Here is a 15,203-nt window from a genome sequence, read left to right as displayed (position 1 = left end):
TCAGGCAGTCAAGTAATCGAGTCGGGCTCGCGGGCGAAGTCCGCGAGCGAAGAGACCGCACGCACCGCGGCGCGAGGGATCGCGCCGTGGACGTGCGGCATCGGTCCGCGCGGTGTGTTGGCGACGACGACGGGGGCCGTCAACGCGCGCGGGTCGATGCGTAGGACCACGAGCGACGCGTCCTTGGGAAAGTAGAGCTTCGCGCTTTCGGCCACGGCATCGCGGTAGGAGCAGTGGATGAAGCCCTCGGTCGCGAGTGACGGTGCGGTGTAGGCATCGCTTCCGTCGGCCTGGAAAGCTGACCAGGTTGCGCTCGTAGCAATGTGAAAGAGCCAACGCATTGGGGTGATAGTACTCCTTCGCGCATGCGAACGATCGTCGTGGGTGCGGGTTCCGCGGGGGCGGTGATGGCGGCACGCCTCACCGAGGATGCTCGGCACGAAGTGGTGCTCGTCGAGGCGGGGCCGGATTACCCTCTCGCAGAAGGTGCGGAGCTACCGCCGGATCTTCGCAACGGGCGGAAAAATTCCATGCGCCGCCACGATTGGGGCTACATCTACCGCGCGACCTCGAGCCGATTTTGGAGCGCGCTGCCGATGGCGTACCCGCGCGGGCGCGTGGTGGGCGGTTCGTCCGCGGTGAACACGTGCATCGCGTTGCGCGGGCAGCCGTACGACTACGACGAGTGGGCATCGCTGGGCCTGCCAGAGTGGTCCTGGGAGCACTGTTTGCCGGCGTTCAAGCGTCTCGAGCGCGATTTGGACTTCGACAATGAATGGCATGGGCGGGAGGGCCCCATCCCGATTCGGCGCCACACGCCGAGTGAACTCGTGCCGTGGCAGGCGACATTTCTCGAAGCGTGTGCCGAGCTCGGGTTCGAGGCATGCGCGGATACGAACGATCCGACGACGACCGGCGCGGGCCCGCACGCGATGAACAAGGTGAATGGCGAGCGCATGAGCGCGGCGCGTACGTATTTGACGGCGCGGGTGCGTGCCCGCCCGAATTTGCGCATCGTGCCCGACACCTTGGTGCGACGCGTGCGTGTGACGAACCGGCGGGCGCAGGGCGTGGAGGTGGAGCGGTTTGGGCGTGTGTTCACGTTGGATGCCGATCGCGTGGTGCTTGCGGGCGGCGCGGTGGCGACACCGGGCATCTTGCTGCGCTCGGGCATTGGGCCGCGCGACGAGCTGGCGCGTCTCGGTGTGGAGTTGGTGGCGCACGTGCCGGGGGTAGGCTCGCGCCTGTTGGACCATCCGGGGTGTGCGATTTTCTTTTGGCCGCACAAGGCGGGCTTTTCGAGCATCGAGCATCCCATCGTGCAGACGACGAACCGGTACGGCGCGGCGGGGAGTTCGTGCCCGAACGACATGCAGATTCAGCCCGGGTCCTTCGTGCCGCTCGGTCCTTCGCTTCCCGGGGTGACCTTGGCGGTGTGCCTGGGCAAGCCCCGCGGCGCAGGGCGCATCCATTTTCCGTCGGCCCGTGCAGACGCCGCGCCGGTGCTCGATACGCGGCTCCTGGACGACGAGCAGGACCAGGAGCGCATGCGGGAGGCGCTTCGCATCATCGGCCGCCTCGCGCAGACGAAAGCGATTACCGCCGTCGCGCGCATCGTGTACCCGCGCAACCCCTTCGACAAGAAGGGCGAGCTGCGCACGCCTCTTCGTCAGATCACCGGATCGGGCTACCACCCGTGCGGAACGGTCCCCATGGGCCCGGATTCGGATCCCGACGCGGCGACGGATGGCCGCGGTCGCGTGCGCGGCCTCGAGGGCCTGGTGGTGGCCGACGCGAGCCTGATGCCCACGATTCCAAGCTCGAACACGAACCTCCCGTCCCTCATGATCGGCGAACGCTTCGGCGAGTGGCTGCGCGAACCCTAAAGAGAAATTGAACAGGGAGACGGGGAGACGGGGAGTTTTTGTGGTTGGGTCACGGTGCTCCAACTTGGACGACCGTTGCCAAAACAACAAAAACTCCCCGCCTCCCCGCCTCCCTGTGGATCTTCTGAGGAGCTAATCGGGGGTAGAGGCGAAGACTTGGAGGCGGTCGGGGGCGCCGTTGAAGCGGTCTTGGTCGCCGGGGAGGGGGCCGGAGTCGGCGTGTTGCCAGATGGTCTGGTAGCTCCAGCCGGCGGGCAAGGTGCCGACGCTGGAGCCGTAGCGGGGAACCCAGAGGGGGTTCGTGGTGCCGAAGGTCGCGTTGTTGCCGGTGCATTGCGACCACCAGCTCGTGCTCGTGTAAATCGTGGGGTAACGATTCGTGCGGGCCTTTACACGATTGGAGAATTCGCGCACCCAGGCGACCATGGCACTCGCGCTGAGGCCATAACAGGTGCTCCCGTAAGGGTTGTATTCGATGTCCAAAGAAGGCGGCAGCGTTTTGCCATCGGCCGACCAACCTCCACCGTTGTCGACGAAGAAGTCGGCTTGGGCAGTGGCATTGGAGGTGTTGGGCAATGCGAAATGGTAGGCGCCGCAAATCAATCCCGCATCGCGGCAACCTTGGTATTGCTCCGCGAAATAAGGATTCTTGTACGACGTGCCCTCGGTGGCTTTGATGTATGAGAATTTCGCGCCGGCGTTGGCGGCGGAAGCCCAATTGACACTTCCCTGATGGCTGCTGACATCGCACCCCGGCGTCTGCACGACCAGGGCGTCCGCACCCCGCACATCGATGGCCGTGCCCTCGTGCAGACGAACTTGCGAGCCAGCCGTATGATCGATGGAGCCCAGGGCCAGCGTTTCACTCTCGGATTGCTCGGTTGGAGCTACGCAGCCAATCGCGACGAAACTGGCGCTCATTATCCAAATAGGGCGTTTCACGGCAGAACTCCTTATTTGAAAAAAGAAAAAAGGCGGGCCCCCCGGGAGTGGAGGCCCGCCCTGTCGAGGTTTGCGCTCAATCGGGATTCGTCGCGAGCGCCTGCAGCCGATCGTAGGCTCCGTTGAAACGGTTTTGGTCGCCGGGCATCGATCCCGAATCGGCGTATTGCCAGATGGTGTGGAAACCCCAGCCCGCGGGCAAGGTACCCACGCTGGAGCCGTAGCGCGGAATCCACAGCGGGTTCGTGCTGCCGAAGCTGCCGTTGTTTCCAGTGCATTGCGACCACCAGCTCGTGCTGGTGTAAATCATCGGATATTTGCGCGTGCGCGCGTGGACCCGATTGGAGAAATCGCGCACCCACTGAACCATGGAGGCCGCGCTCAAGCCGTAGCACGTGGCTCCATACGGGTTGTATTCCATGTCGAGCGCGGGGGGCAGTGTCTTGCCGTCGGACGACCAGCCTCCGCCGTGATCGACGAAGAAGTCGGCCTGCGCCGTACCGCTGGAGTTGTTCGGCAGCGCGAAGTGGTACGCGCCGCGGATCATCCCCTGGTTGTACGAGCCATTGTACTGCTGCGCGAAATATGGATTGCGGTACGAAGTGCCTTCGGTCGCTTTGACATAGCAGAACCTCGCACCCGCGTTCCAAGCGGCCGCCCAATTCACGTTGCCTTGGTGACCGCTCACGTCACAGCCCAGCACCGTGGCGGCCACTGCGTCCGCCGACTCCGTTAGCATTTCGGGGGCATCGGCTCCCTCGTGCAATCGGATTTGGGAGCCGGCGGTGTGGTCCTCCGAACCTGCCCTGAGATCGTCGTTTTGGGTATCCGTCTCGGGGTCCTGGCCTTCGGCGGGAGCAGCGCAGCCGACTCCCAGAAGCAGGATGGCGCCCGCCATCCATGCATTGCGACAAACCATTCTGCTCAATCGGAAATTCACGTTCATCGTGGAACTCCCTTCAACCTTGGAGGGTGCACGGCGTGTTGAACGTGGCTTCATACCAAAAATGGAAATAAGTGAAACCTTATTTACCGGTAGAGATCTTCGAATTTCATTCCTACGTATGCCTACTCGCAATTATCGCCATTGTATTTCGCGATTCTCGCGATTGCTCGCGAGTGCAAGTTCGATAACGCGCATTGTGCGGACTCCATGTTCGGGCGTCACGGGAGCGTCTTTTTTGGCGCGAACTGCATTGGCAACATCGCGGTAGTAAGCGCGGTAATCGCCGCGTTGCGTCGCAATCTTCTGGTGGATCGCTTTGTCCCCAGTCGGTACCGAGAATACAGTTCCCCACGCATCTTCTTTTTCTTCGCCCCAATTGGCGGACGCATAATGATTGCCAGCGAGGAGCTCGGCCTCTTGCGGGTCGACGCCATATTTGACGAAGGTGCCTTGCGAGCCACGAAGATAAAATCGCGGACGCTGCGCTGCGGCGAGCATGTTGGCTCCGAGCTGGACGCGCAGGTCGGGATAGCGCAGAGCGATTTCGAATGCATCATCGGTTTGGGCGCCCTCGCGTTCCCGGAAAATGCGCGCGTCGACCGATTCGGGAAGCCCGAAGAGCTCGAGTGCCTGATCGATGATGTGAGGTCCCAGGTCGTAAAGAATGCCCGTGCCCTCGCCCGCCTGCTCGCGCCAGCGTTTGCGCACTTCGGGTCGGAATCGGTCGTAGTATGCCTCGTAGCGCACGAGGCGGCCGAGCGTTCCTTTGGACACGAGATCGCGCACCGTGAGGAAGTCTCCATCGTAACGGCGGTTCTGAAAAACGGTGAGAAGTGTGTTGCGTTCGCGTGACAGTGCCGCGAGGCGCTCGGCTTCGTGCAGGTGAATCGTAAACGGCTTGTCGACCACCGTGTGTTTGTTCGAAAGAAGGGATTTCTCTGCCAACGAAAAATGCGAATCGTTGGGTGTGGCGATGACGACTAGTTGGATGTCCGGATCGGCGAGCAACTCGTCCACCGAGCGTACGAGCTTGGCCTGCGGATACGCTGCACGAGCCTCGTCACCTTGGCGCTGCACAATCGCGGCGAGGCGGAGCTCCGGCACCGCTGCAATGGCGGGCAGATGAAAGATGCGGCTCGCCATTCCGAAACCGATGACGCCGACCCCGACGGGTGCTTCTCTGCCTTCGTTTTTATGGTCGTTCATGATGGGAACGAGTGTAGAGCTTCTGCGTGCTCTCGCGTCGGTTCGCGTTCGTCGTCTGCGCCTTCCTTTCAATAGGTGCATCTTGCAAAGATCGCCGCCAGGCGATCGCGACCATGGACGCCGAGGCCCCCGTGCCCGTGCCCGTGCCCGTCCCCGTCTCCCCCCCCGACGCCGCCCCCGCCCCTGCGACGACCACCGCCCCCCCACCTCCACCGGCCGACGCCGGCGCGAACGCCTGCCGCCTTCTCTCTGGCCCTACCCAGCAGCCCTTCACCGGCCCCGCCGCCCTCATCGCGACCGACACCGGCGTCGACATCGTGTGGCACAAGAACGGCTCACCGCGCGTCATCTCCGTTCCCGCGGTGCCCATCACCGCTGCGGCGAAACCCGCACGCAAGGCTTTCGACGGCCAACCCGATCGCGCATCCCGCCCGGCCTGCGCGGCCGCCGGCCCCTTCGCCTTTTGCTCGGATGCGCAAGGCCAAGTGCACCGCGCCCTGCGCGCGCAGCTCGAAGCTCCCGATACCATCGTCGCGCAGGCCGACATGGGCGCGGTCGTCACCGCGGGCATGCTCGGCGACCAACCGGTGCTCGGCTACCTCGCCGCGCGCACCACCAGCGAAGGCCGCACCAGCGAAGCCTTTGCACGTCTCGGCGAACAACCGCCCGTGCGCATCTCCGAAAGCGGCAGCGGTGCCACCGACGTCGTGTTCGCCCCGCGGGGACGCGACACCATCCTCGCGATGACCATCGACGCGCGCCGCGCCATGAGCCCTGTTCATGCGCGAAACCTCTCGGCCTCGCCGACCAAGTCGCTCGTCCTTGGCACCGATGCCGTCATCTACGTCGGCGGAGGCTCCGAGCACCAAGTGCACGGCGCGCTCGGTGTCGACACGGGCGCCAACGCCTTCGGCCTCATGCCCACCTCGGCCGAGTCAGGCTTCGGCCTGGCCCTGATCCGCATCGACGCTCCGCCCAGACTGGACGAGCCCGCGCACGTCTCGCTCTACCCGAACGGCTTCGACTTCGCCGCTGTCGCCGCCACCGCCAACACCAGCCGCGCCGAGGGCTCTTCCATCGTCGTGGCGCGCGTCCGGCCCATCGCCGCGGAACCTTCCGCGATGCGCATGCTCGAGCTCGGTAAAATCGACCTTAAAGATGGATCCTTTTTGCCCTTCGGCTTTGTACCCTCCGGGTCATCCGTCCAGAATGTCGCCATCGTGCGCGATCGGTTCGGCGCCATCTGGGTCGAATACACAGACGGGGGTGGCAGTTGGCTCGAGCGACGAGTCTGCCCATGACGTACCGTAAAGCCCAAGCGAGGCCCCAGTGACCAGCGTGATTTCCAACGAAAGCATCCCGATGAACGGCGCCGGACGGCACCATGCGCACGAGCTGGCGCAGGACCTCGAGACCAAAAGTTACTACGACGAATTTTCGCAAGCGTACGAACGCCACCGTCTGCCCAACGACCCCGTCGGTTACCACGCCTTGATCGACGACCTCGAGGTGCGCCTCGTCGAGCGCTACGGCAAAGGTCAGAGCATCCTCGAGTGCGGTTGTGGCACCGGCTTGCTCCTGTCGCGCTTCGCCGGCTTTGCCAGCACCGTGAGCGGCATCGACCTGTCGCCGGGCATGCTCTCGCGCGCCCGCGACCGCGGTCTCACCGTGGAAGAAGGCTCCGTCACCAAGCTTCCCTTCGAGGACGCGAGCTTCGACGTCACGTGTGCCTTCAAGGTGCTCGCCCACGTGCCCGATATCGGCCGCGCGCTCTCGGAGATGGTTCGCGTCACGCGCCCCGGCGGTGTCGTTCTCGCCGAGTTTTACAACCCGATCAGCTTTCGCGGCTTGGTCAAACGGTTCGGCCCGGCCGGGAAGATCTCGCGCCAGACCAAGGAAGATGCGGTCTACACGCGCTTCGATCCGCCGTGGGTCATCTCGAAGATTATTCCCGCCAATGCGCGATTCGAACGCGCCTACGGCATCCGTATCGTCACGCCGGCGGCCGTTGCCCTGAAAATTCCGGGCGTTGGTTCGCTTCTGCGTCGCGCCGAGGAAAAGCTGGCCGACACATCCCTGGCATATTTCGGTGGGTTCTACGTTGCAGTCTTGCGACGAAACTCGATCGCGTAAGACCCCCCTGAAACCCCGGCCCCTACTTTCGCGTATATACTGAATCCCGCATGCCCGCCAAATCCCGTTACGTCCGCGCACTCGTGCGCGTGGGTGCCTTGCTCCTCGGCTTCGGTTTCGCGACGTTCCTCGCACTACGCTTGCAGGGCGGTGGGCTCTGGGAAGGGCTCACCCCGGCCATTGCGGCGAACAATGCCGCCTTCGGCCTGCAGAACAAGGCTTCGTACGATCTGACGTCGCTCAAGGTCGTCAACGAGGTGCTGCGCAACGTGCGCGATCGCTACGTCGATCCGAAGCGGGTGAAGCCGCGTGAGATGCTCCTGTCGGCGCTCAACTACGTGCAGCGCGACGTGGCGCAGGTCATCGTGCTCCACGACGAGGGCGCCCCTACGGCCAAAGTACGCGTCGACACGCAGGAGCGCGAGTTCCGCATCGACAACGTGCAGGGCCCGTGGGACGTGAGCGCGCGCCTGCGCGAGGTTTTCGCCTTCGTGCAGGATGGCTTGCGCGGCACCGAGGTGGACTTGCGCGAGGTCGAATATGCCGCGTGCAACGGCATGCTGCACACGCTCGACCCGCACAGCGTGCTGCTCTCGCCCGAGGCCTACAAGGAGATGAGCCTCTCCACGAGCGGCCAGTTCGGCGGCTTGGGCATCGTCATTTCGATCCGCGATCAGCAGCTCACGGTCATCAACCCGATCCCGGGCACGCCGGCGGTGCGCGCGGGCATTCGCAAGTACGACCGCATCACGAAGATCAACACCGAGTCGACCCTCAACATGGGGCTCAACGAGGCGGTGAACCATCTGCGCGGTGCGCCGGGCAGCAAGGTCACGGTGCACGTGCACCGCGATGGTGCCGATGGATGGCAGGGCTCGCGTCCCTTCGAGCTGACGCGTGAGACGATCCGCGTGGCGAGCATCGAGTCGAAGTTGCTCGAGGGCAACATCGGCTACATCCGCTTGAAGCAGTTCCAGGCGAACAGCTCGGCGGAGCTCGACGAAGCGCTGCGCAACTTGAAGAAGAGCGGCGAGCTGAAAGGGCTCGTGCTCGATTTGCGTGGGAACCCGGGTGGCTTGCTCGACCAGGCGGCGCGGGTGGCCGACAAGTTCCTCACCGAGGGCCCCATCGTGGCCACCGTGGGCAACCCGAGCGAGGGGCGCGAGGAGAAGAGCGCGCACGTCGATGGCACGGAGCCGAATTACCCGATTGCGTTGCTGGTGAACGGCTCGTCGGCCAGCGCCAGCGAGATCGTGGCCGGTGCGATGAAGAACCACGATCGCGCGGTGCTGATCGGCGATACGACCTTCGGCAAGGGCAGCGTGCAGCTCGTTTTTGCGGAGCTTCCGGACAAGGCGGCGCTCAAGCTGACCATCGCGCAGTACCTCACCGAGCCGGGAGACGTGTCGATCCAGGGCACGGGTGTGACCCCGGACATCCAGCTCGATCCGATGACGGTGGACTCGCAGGAGATGGACCTCACCGTCGACACCGGCGGCATCAAGGAGCGCGATCTGTCGCGTAGCCTCTCCAATGCGCGCGCCCGCGAGGGGCAGCGGCCGTCGGAGGTGGTGCGCTACGACCTGCCGCAGAAGGATCGGCAGGAGCTGCGCGAGCGCGGGGGCGATCCGGACGACAACTTCGCGATGGATTTCCAGATCCGCTTCGCGCGTGAGTTCGTGGCCAAGGTGGCACCGGGCAAGCGACTCGACCAGCTGCGCGCTGCGAAGAACGTGATCAACGAAGTGCGTGGCACGGAGTTGAACAAGGTCGCGGCGGAGTTGAAGACGATTGGCGTCGATTGGGCGGATGCCCCGGCCGACGTTGCGCAAGTGCAGCAGCCCGCGCCGCCGGCAGCCGTGGATGTCAAGGTGGAGACCGAGCGCCCGAACAACGAGGTGCAGGCGGGCGATCCGATGACCGTGAAGGTCACCTTGACCAACAAGGGCACGACGCCGCTCTTCCGGCTTTACGCGGTGACGAAGAGCGACAACCCGTACTTCGACAACAAGGAGCTGGTCATTGGCCGGCTCGATCCGGGCAAGAGCAAGACGGCGACGGCGCCGCTCGGATGGTGCGACGTCGAGGGCCACCGCCCCGGTTCGACGGCGGTGTTGCCCAAGGATGCCCCGCGCGTGTGCCGCATTCCGCGCGATGCACTGACGCGGGCCGATGGCATCAAGCTGCACTTCGAGGAGGCCCGCGGGCGTGCGCCGGCCGATGCGGAGCTCCGCGCAACGATTCGCGCGCTCGAGCGGCCGGTGTTCGCGTATGCCTACCAGGTCGCGGACAACCGCAAGGGCAACGGCGACGGGCGCATTCAGAAGGACGAGGGCGTGACCGTGTACCTCACGGTTCGCAACGTGGGGAAGGGGCGCTCGTACGAGACGCAGGCCAACCTGCGCAACCTTTCGGGCGACGGACTGCTCTTGCACGATGGCCGCTTCGACTTGTCGAGCATGAACCCGGGCGAGACGCGCAAGGTGGCCTTCACCTTCGACGTGCAGTCGCAGCTTCCCGACGCCGAGGCCAAGGTGGAGCTCTCCATTGCCGACCGCGATTTGCGCGAATCGGTGGCCGAGAAGATCCGCATGCCCATTGCGGCGCCGATTGCGCTGCAGGCAGGGTCGGGGGCCATGCGCGCGAAGGGCTCGGGCGCCGAGCTGTTCGAGTCGCCCGAGGGCGGTGCGCGCTTGGTGGGCAAGCTGCCGGGTGGCGCATCGGCCGGGGTGATGGCCACGGCCAACGACTACACGAAGCTCGCGTTGGGCGGCGGGCGCTTTGCCTTCGCCCGTACGCGGGACCTCGAGCCGGGCGGCGCGGCCGGCGGGGCTGTGGCTTTCGAGGAGACGATGGCGCATGCGCCCCCGGCCATCGAGCTGGCGGCTACGTCGCTCTTCACGCGCGATGCACACACGGCCATCAAGGCGACGGCGCTGGACAGCGAGCGGCTGCTCGATGCCTTCATCTTCGTGGGCTCGCGCAAGGTGTTTTATCGCTCGAACCGCGGCGGGGCCGATCCGAAGAAGATGCCCTTCGAGGCGGATCTTCCGCTCCGGCCCGGTGTGAACATCGTCAGCATCGTGGCCCGGGAGAGCCCGGACACCACGACCCGCAAGACCTTCATCGTGCGCCGCGACGGCCCGAACGGTGAACTCCTGTCCACCCCGAAGACCGACGACGATCTCGCCGAAAACGCAGCAGGGGCGGACAACGATTAGCGAGCAGAAGGCGCGGGCTCTGCTACATCTGCGGGTATGCAGATGCAGGGCATGCGCCTTCACATCAATATCGACCACGTCGCGACCCTCCGCAATGCGCGGCAGACCCCGTACCCTGATCCCATCGAGGCGGCGCGCGCCTGTATCATGGCGGGTGCGCACGGCATTACGGCGCACCTGCGCGAGGATCGGCGTCACATCGTCGATGACGACGTTCGCCGCATAGGGCAGCTTCTGCGCGACGCCGACGAGGTGTTCAATCTGGAGATGGCGGCCACCGCGGAGATGGTCGCGATTGCCCAGAAGACGTCGCCGGACGTCGTCACCCTCGTTCCGGAGCGGCGTGAGGAGCGCACCACGGAGGGCGGGCTCGACGTGCGGGCCGGTGGCGACGTTCTCGGTGAGTACGTTCGGGCGCTGCTCGACGTGGGGATCAAGGTGAGTCTGTTCATCGCTGCCGATGAGGCGCAGATCGAAGCCTCGCACGGCCTCGGGGTGCAGCAGATCGAGCTCCACACGGGCGAATACGCGCATGCTTTCCACGATCCGGCGGCCCGCAAGCGGGAGCTCGACCGGCTGGCCAAGGGCGCGGCCTTTGGACATCGGCTGGGCCTCGAGGTGGCGGCCGGCCACGGACTCACCCGCGAGAATGTGGTCGAGCTGGTGAAGATCCCCGAGCTGGTCGAGCTCAACATCGGTCACGCCGTCATTGCGGACGCCGTGTTCCTCTCGCTCGGTGGAGCGGTGCGCGCCATGGCCGAGGCCATCGACCGAGGGCGTTCGCACTAGTACGCTCTATTCAATGATTGTCGGCATCGGAATCGACGTCTGCTCCATCGATCGCATGCGGCGCGCACTCGAGCGCCATGGGGACCGCTTTTTTTCGCGCATCTGCAGTCCCGAGGAGCGTGAAGATCTGGTGGGCCGAGATCCGCCGACGGCGCTGGCCGGGCGCTTCGCCGCGAAGGAAGCCTTCGCGAAGGCCATCGATGGTGCGCCCGGAGTCGGGTGGCACGAGGTGCAGGTCCGGCGCGCCCCGAGCGGGCGCCCGCGGCTCGAGCTTCACGGGAATGCGCTGGCCATGGTGCGCAAGGTCAACGTGGAACGTTGGCACGTGACCATCACGCACGATGCGGGGATTGCCGCGGCGGTGGTGGTGCTCGAGGCGCCGTGATCCCGGTTCTATCCCGCGCGCAGATGCGCGCGTTCGACGCGCGGGCCATCGAGGTCGCCCACGTGCCGAGCATCGTCTTGATGGAGAACGCCGGCCGCGGCGCCGCCGAGCGCATTCTCGCGATCGCCGGCAAACGCCGCGTGGTGATCGTGTGCGGCTCGGGGAACAACGGCGGCGATGGCTTCGTGGTGGCGCGCCACCTACTCCTTCGCGGGGGCGATCCTTCCGTGTTCATGTGCGGCAAGCCCGAGAAGCTCACGCAGGACGCCCGCATCAACCGCGATGCGTGGGTCGGCGTGGGCGGCACGGTGGATCTCCTCCAAAAGGGCCCCGATCTGGAGCTGCTCCGCATCGAGCTCGATGGCGCGGCCGTCGTGGTCGACGCGATGTTCGGCACCGGCCTCGATCGCGCCATTTCCGGCCTCGCGGCGGAGGTCATCGAGCTGCTGAACACGGTCCACGTGAAGCGCGTCGCGCTCGACATTCCGTCGGGCCTCGATTGCGACACCGGCGTGCCCCTCGGGCCGACGTTCCAGGCGGATCTCACCTTGACCTTCGCACAGCCGAAGCTCGGGTTGCTCACGCCGCGCGGCGTTCGGCACACCGGGGAGCTCGAGGTGATCCACATTGGCGTTCCCTCCGAGGTGCCCGCCGACGTGGGGTACTCCGCGCAGCTCCTCGAGCGCGCCGACGTCGCGCGATGGCTCGCCCCGCGCACGTCCGATGCGCACAAGTATTCGGCGGGTCACGTGGCCGTGCTCGCGGGCTCGCCTGGGAAGCTGGGCGCGGCGCTCCTGGTGGCGCACGGCACACTTCGCGCGGGTGCGGGCGCGGCGACCATCGTCACGTGGCCCGAGGCCGTGGCCGCGCTGCAGTCGCGCGTTCTCGAGGTGATGACCGCGTCCATCGACCGAGACGCCGTGGCCGCGAGCATCGATGCCGCCCTGCGCTCGAAGCGAGCCGTCGTCATCGGTCCCGGTTTTGGCCTGGACGAGCCTGCGCGAGCTGCTCTGGCACACGTGCTGGCCTCGTGGCGCGGGCCGCTCGTGCTCGATGCAGACGCGATCACCCTGCTTTCGCACGGAGATCCCCGGCTTGCCGGGGTCGACTTTCAACGAGGGTCGTTCCCGCTAGCAGGCCCCCACATCCTCACGCCACACGCGGGCGAGCTGGCGCGGCTCCTCGAGACCACGTCCGACAAAATCGAGTCCGATCGCTTCGGCTCCGCAACGGAGGCGGCCCGGCGCACCGGCGCGGTGGTGCTCCTCAAGGGCGCGCATTCGATCATCGCGGCGCCAGACGGCCGCCTGGTCATCAACGTGCGCGGCACCCCGGCGCTGGCCACGGCTGGCTCGGGCGACGTGCTCGCGGGCATCATCGGCGCCCTATCCAGCGTGCTCGAGCCATTCGAGGCTGCGTGCGCGGGCGCATTCCTTCACGCCGAGGGCGGCGTGGCCTCCGCAGCCGGTGCCGATCGCGGCCTGCTCGCATCGCAGATCGCGGACGGCGTTCCTGCGGTTCTGCGTGAATTATTTTGAGCCGAGCTCACGGGCCCACACGCGTTGTCTGCTTTGACACACGCTGCGAAGGTAAGTCCGTGTAACTAGGCGGAATTACAGAAGAAGAACGGCGGCATTGCCATTGCTGAACGTGTCGGCATGTCGCTTACTTCGCACCAAGTCGACCGCTCGATTCGTCCTTCCCCCCGGCCCGTGTTGGCGGCGAAGGATGTCCCTTCGCTTCGCGCGGGGCTCGTCACCCTCGTTCCCGAGCTTCGCGGGCGCGCGCTTCGCCTGGCTGCGAACGCCGCACTGGCCGACGACATGGTCCAAGACACCATCGAGCGTGCCTTGCGCTTCGCCAACCAGTACGAGCCCGGAACCAACTTGCGCGCGTGGGTCTTTCAGATCCTCTTCAGCGTCTTCATTACGCGTTACCGCCGCCAGCGCCGTGAACGCAACGCGTTGCGCGTGCTCTCGACGGATCCCTGCGCATGGACGATCCCGCCGGCCAATGGCTCGCCCGAGCGCGAGGTGCGACTCACGCTATCGACCAAAGAAAAGCTCGACGCGCTGCCCGACGGCTTTCGTTCCGTCATCGTGCTCGTCGACTTGGAGGAGCGCTCGTACCGCGAGGCGGCCGTCGAATTGGGCCTTCCCCTCGGGACCGTGATGAGCCGGCTCCACCGTGGGCGGAAGCTTTTGGCGGCGCAACTGGCGGCTTGAAAACCGCGACGTCAACTGCGTAACGCGCCCGGTTTTAGCCTTTTTGCCGCGGCGTCCACGGGATATCCGGAATATTTTTCGCCTGATTTTCTGCTCGGGCGAGGCTGAAGAGCAGGTCGCTGAGCCGGTTTAGATAGACCACCAGCTCGTGCCGCACCGGCGGGTCGGAAATCGCCAGCACCGCGCGCTCGCCGCGCCGGCATACCGTGCGCGCCAAATGCAGCGCCGCGGCTGAGAGGCTACCGCCGGGCAGGACAAAGTTCATCAACGGCGCCAATTGCGCTTCCGACGCGTCGATGGCCTGCTCCAGGCGCGCGCTGTCGTCGGCGTCGATGGGCTTCATCGACAACTTGCCTTCTTTGCCGGGCACACAGGCCAATTCGGCACCTAGGCAGAAAAGATCGACCTGCACCTGCTCCAGAACCGCGTCCGTGGCCTTTTCGAGGCCATGGGCGCGGGCGAGGCCCACGGCGGCGTTCAACTCGTCCACCGTGCCGTAGGCCTCCACGCGGGTGCTGGCTTTGCTAACTCGGCCGCCACCGAAAAGCCCGGTGGTGCCGTCGTCGCCCGTTTTCGTATAGATTTTCACGGGCTAGACGTTATCCGGCCCCAGGGCCGCTTGCGGCCCGTTCTTGGGAAAAAATTCAGGCCGTGAACATCTTGGCGACTTCTTCGCTCATTTTCGCTTCGGGAACCTTCTTGGCGTAGGCGAGCTCTTTCATGAGCAGACCCTTCGCCTGATCCAGAAGACGGCGCTCGCCAAAGCTGAGCTCCTTGTCGAACTTGAGGCGGTACATGTCGCGCAAAACCTTGGCGATTTCGTAAGCTGAACCGCTCTTGATCATCTCGGTGTAGGCGCGGAAGCGGCGGCTCCAGGGGTGCAGGTCGACGGCCACCTCACGGGCGCGCATCGTGTCGAGCACGGCGTCGGCTTCCTTGTCGCTCATGATGGGGCGCAGGCCGACTTGGGCCGCCGCACCCACGGGGACCATGACCTTCATCCCGTTGTGGAGCTTCAGGATGTAGAACATCCCGGTCGTGCCGCCGATGGCGCGCTCCTCGATGGTGGTCACTTCGCCCACACCGTGGGCGGGGTGAACGCACTTGTCGCCCACCTTGAATTCCGGCTGCTTCAGGGGCGTGCCGTCGGTCACTTGGACGGTGGGACGCGCAAAAGGAGACGATGTAAGACGGCCAAAATTGGGCCGGTGCGACGACGGCGTCGGGGTGGATGCCGGGCCGGGCGGATTGCTCGGCGTGGGCACCACGGGGCGCGCCGGGCGCGCGGTTTCTTCGGCCGCCACGGCAGCAACCGGGGAAGGCGCGGCGGTCGGGGGCTGCGCCGGCTCCGGCACGGAACCCGCGCGAGATGATGAAGCAGCAGCCTTCACCTTGGAAGTCACCCTCGGGGTGCCCAGGTCCCCGCTTGTCGGGACGCTCTTGGATGCGGGGGCCGCATCACCAGATGCT

At 65.6% G+C, this 15,203-nt stretch carries 14 protein-coding genes; 8 read left to right on the top strand and 6 right to left on the bottom strand.

Annotated elements, in window-relative coordinates:
- Positions 1-8 precede the first annotated feature (8 nt).
- Positions 9-341: a DUF952 domain-containing protein gene (locus LZC95_36275; protein ID WXA91897.1), complete on the bottom strand. Its 333-nt coding sequence runs from the start codon at positions 339-341 to the stop codon at positions 9-11.
- A gap of 24 nt (positions 342-365) precedes the next feature.
- Here LZC95_36275 and LZC95_36270 point away from each other — a divergent pair, with 24 nt between their 5' ends.
- Entirely contained in the window at positions 366-1,886 is a 1,521-nt protein-coding gene (locus tag LZC95_36270) for a GMC family oxidoreductase N-terminal domain-containing protein (protein ID WXA91896.1), read from the top strand.
- Positions 1,887-2,018: 132 nt separating this feature from the next.
- On the opposite strand, the gene LZC95_36265 is transcribed toward LZC95_36270, so the two are convergent.
- The 3 genes from LZC95_36265 to LZC95_36255 form a co-directional block, all read right to left on the bottom strand.
- Entirely contained in the window at positions 2,019-2,828 is an 810-nt protein-coding gene (locus LZC95_36265; protein WXA91895.1) for a lysozyme, read from the bottom strand.
- Between the two features lie 76 nt (positions 2,829-2,904).
- Positions 2,905-3,774 carry a lysozyme gene (locus tag LZC95_36260; protein ID WXA91894.1) on the bottom strand — a complete coding sequence of 290 codons (870 nt, stop codon included), beginning with the start codon at positions 3,772-3,774 and terminating at the stop codon, positions 2,905-2,907.
- 132 nt (positions 3,775-3,906) lie between these two features.
- Entirely contained in the window at positions 3,907-4,980 is a 1,074-nt protein-coding gene (locus tag LZC95_36255) for an oxidoreductase (GenBank protein ID WXA91893.1), read from the bottom strand.
- A gap of 113 nt (positions 4,981-5,093) precedes the next feature.
- Between LZC95_36255 and LZC95_36250 the strand changes: the two genes are divergently transcribed.
- The 7 genes from LZC95_36250 (at position 5,094) to LZC95_36220 (ending at position 13,733) form a co-directional block, all read left to right on the top strand.
- Positions 5,094-6,281 (top strand): hypothetical protein, encoded by a 1,188-nt coding sequence (locus LZC95_36250; protein ID WXA91892.1) that lies wholly within the window; start codon positions 5,094-5,096, stop codon positions 6,279-6,281.
- Positions 6,282-6,309: 28 nt separating this feature from the next.
- Entirely contained in the window at positions 6,310-7,113 is an 804-nt protein-coding gene (locus tag LZC95_36245; protein WXA91891.1) for a methyltransferase domain-containing protein, read from the top strand.
- Positions 7,114-7,163: 50 nt separating this feature from the next.
- Entirely contained in the window at positions 7,164-10,334 is a 3,171-nt protein-coding gene (locus LZC95_36240; protein WXA91890.1) for a S41 family peptidase, read from the top strand.
- A 36-nt stretch (positions 10,335-10,370) separates the two neighbouring features.
- On the top strand, positions 10,371-11,123 hold the full coding sequence (locus LZC95_36235) for a pyridoxine 5'-phosphate synthase (GenBank protein ID WXA91889.1): 753 nt from the start codon (positions 10,371-10,373) through the stop codon (positions 11,121-11,123).
- Between the two features lie 13 nt (positions 11,124-11,136).
- Positions 11,137-11,508 (top strand): holo-ACP synthase, encoded by a 372-nt coding sequence (locus tag LZC95_36230; protein ID WXA91888.1) that lies wholly within the window; start codon positions 11,137-11,139, stop codon positions 11,506-11,508.
- Entirely contained in the window at positions 11,505-13,046 is a 1,542-nt protein-coding gene (locus LZC95_36225; protein ID WXA91887.1) for an NAD(P)H-hydrate dehydratase, read from the top strand. Before LZC95_36230 ends, LZC95_36225 begins: the two co-directional genes overlap by 4 nt.
- 120 nt (positions 13,047-13,166) lie before the next feature.
- Positions 13,167-13,733, top strand: coding sequence for an RNA polymerase sigma factor (locus LZC95_36220; GenBank protein WXA91886.1), 567 nt, complete (start codon positions 13,167-13,169; stop codon positions 13,731-13,733).
- A 34-nt stretch (positions 13,734-13,767) separates the two neighbouring features.
- Here the strand turns inward: LZC95_36220 and LZC95_36215 are convergent, their stop codons facing one another.
- Positions 13,768-14,322: a cob(I)yrinic acid a,c-diamide adenosyltransferase gene (locus tag LZC95_36215; protein WXA91885.1), complete on the bottom strand. Its 555-nt coding sequence runs from the start codon at positions 14,320-14,322 to the stop codon at positions 13,768-13,770.
- 55 nt (positions 14,323-14,377) lie between these two features.
- Complete coding sequence (locus LZC95_36210) at positions 14,378-15,088, bottom strand: hypothetical protein (protein ID WXA91884.1); 711 nt, start codon at positions 15,086-15,088, stop codon at positions 14,378-14,380.
- Positions 15,089-15,203 lie beyond the last annotated feature (115 nt).

This window comes from Sorangiineae bacterium MSr12523 (assembly GCA_037157775.1).
Taxonomy (GTDB): Bacteria; Myxococcota_A; Polyangia; order Polyangiales; family Polyangiaceae; genus Pendulispora; species Pendulispora brunnea.
This window is presented reverse-complemented; position numbering and strand designations above follow the sequence as displayed.

Bases quoted from the DNA above. Each gene is read 5' to 3' on its own strand.
- LZC95_36275 (WXA91897.1), bottom strand. From the start codon at position 341: ATGCGTTGGCTCTTTCACATTGCTACGAGCGCAACCTGGTCAGCTTTC.
- LZC95_36240 (WXA91890.1), top strand. From the start codon at position 7,164: ATGCCCGCCAAATCCCGTTACGTCCGCGCACTCGTGCGCGTGGGTGCC.
- LZC95_36250 (WXA91892.1), top strand. From the start codon at position 5,094: ATGGACGCCGAGGCCCCCGTGCCCGTGCCCGTGCCCGTCCCCGTCTCC.
- LZC95_36220 (WXA91886.1), top strand. From the start codon at position 13,167: ATGTCGCTTACTTCGCACCAAGTCGACCGCTCGATTCGTCCTTCCCCC.
- LZC95_36270 (WXA91896.1), top strand. From the start codon at position 366: ATGCGAACGATCGTCGTGGGTGCGGGTTCCGCGGGGGCGGTGATGGCG.
- LZC95_36235 (WXA91889.1), top strand. From the start codon at position 10,371: ATGCAGATGCAGGGCATGCGCCTTCACATCAATATCGACCACGTCGCG.
- LZC95_36255 (WXA91893.1), bottom strand. From the start codon at position 4,980: ATGAACGACCATAAAAACGAAGGCAGAGAAGCACCCGTCGGGGTCGGC.
- LZC95_36230 (WXA91888.1), top strand. From the start codon at position 11,137: ATGATTGTCGGCATCGGAATCGACGTCTGCTCCATCGATCGCATGCGG.
- LZC95_36260 (WXA91894.1), bottom strand. From the start codon at position 3,774: ATGAACGTGAATTTCCGATTGAGCAGAATGGTTTGTCGCAATGCATGG.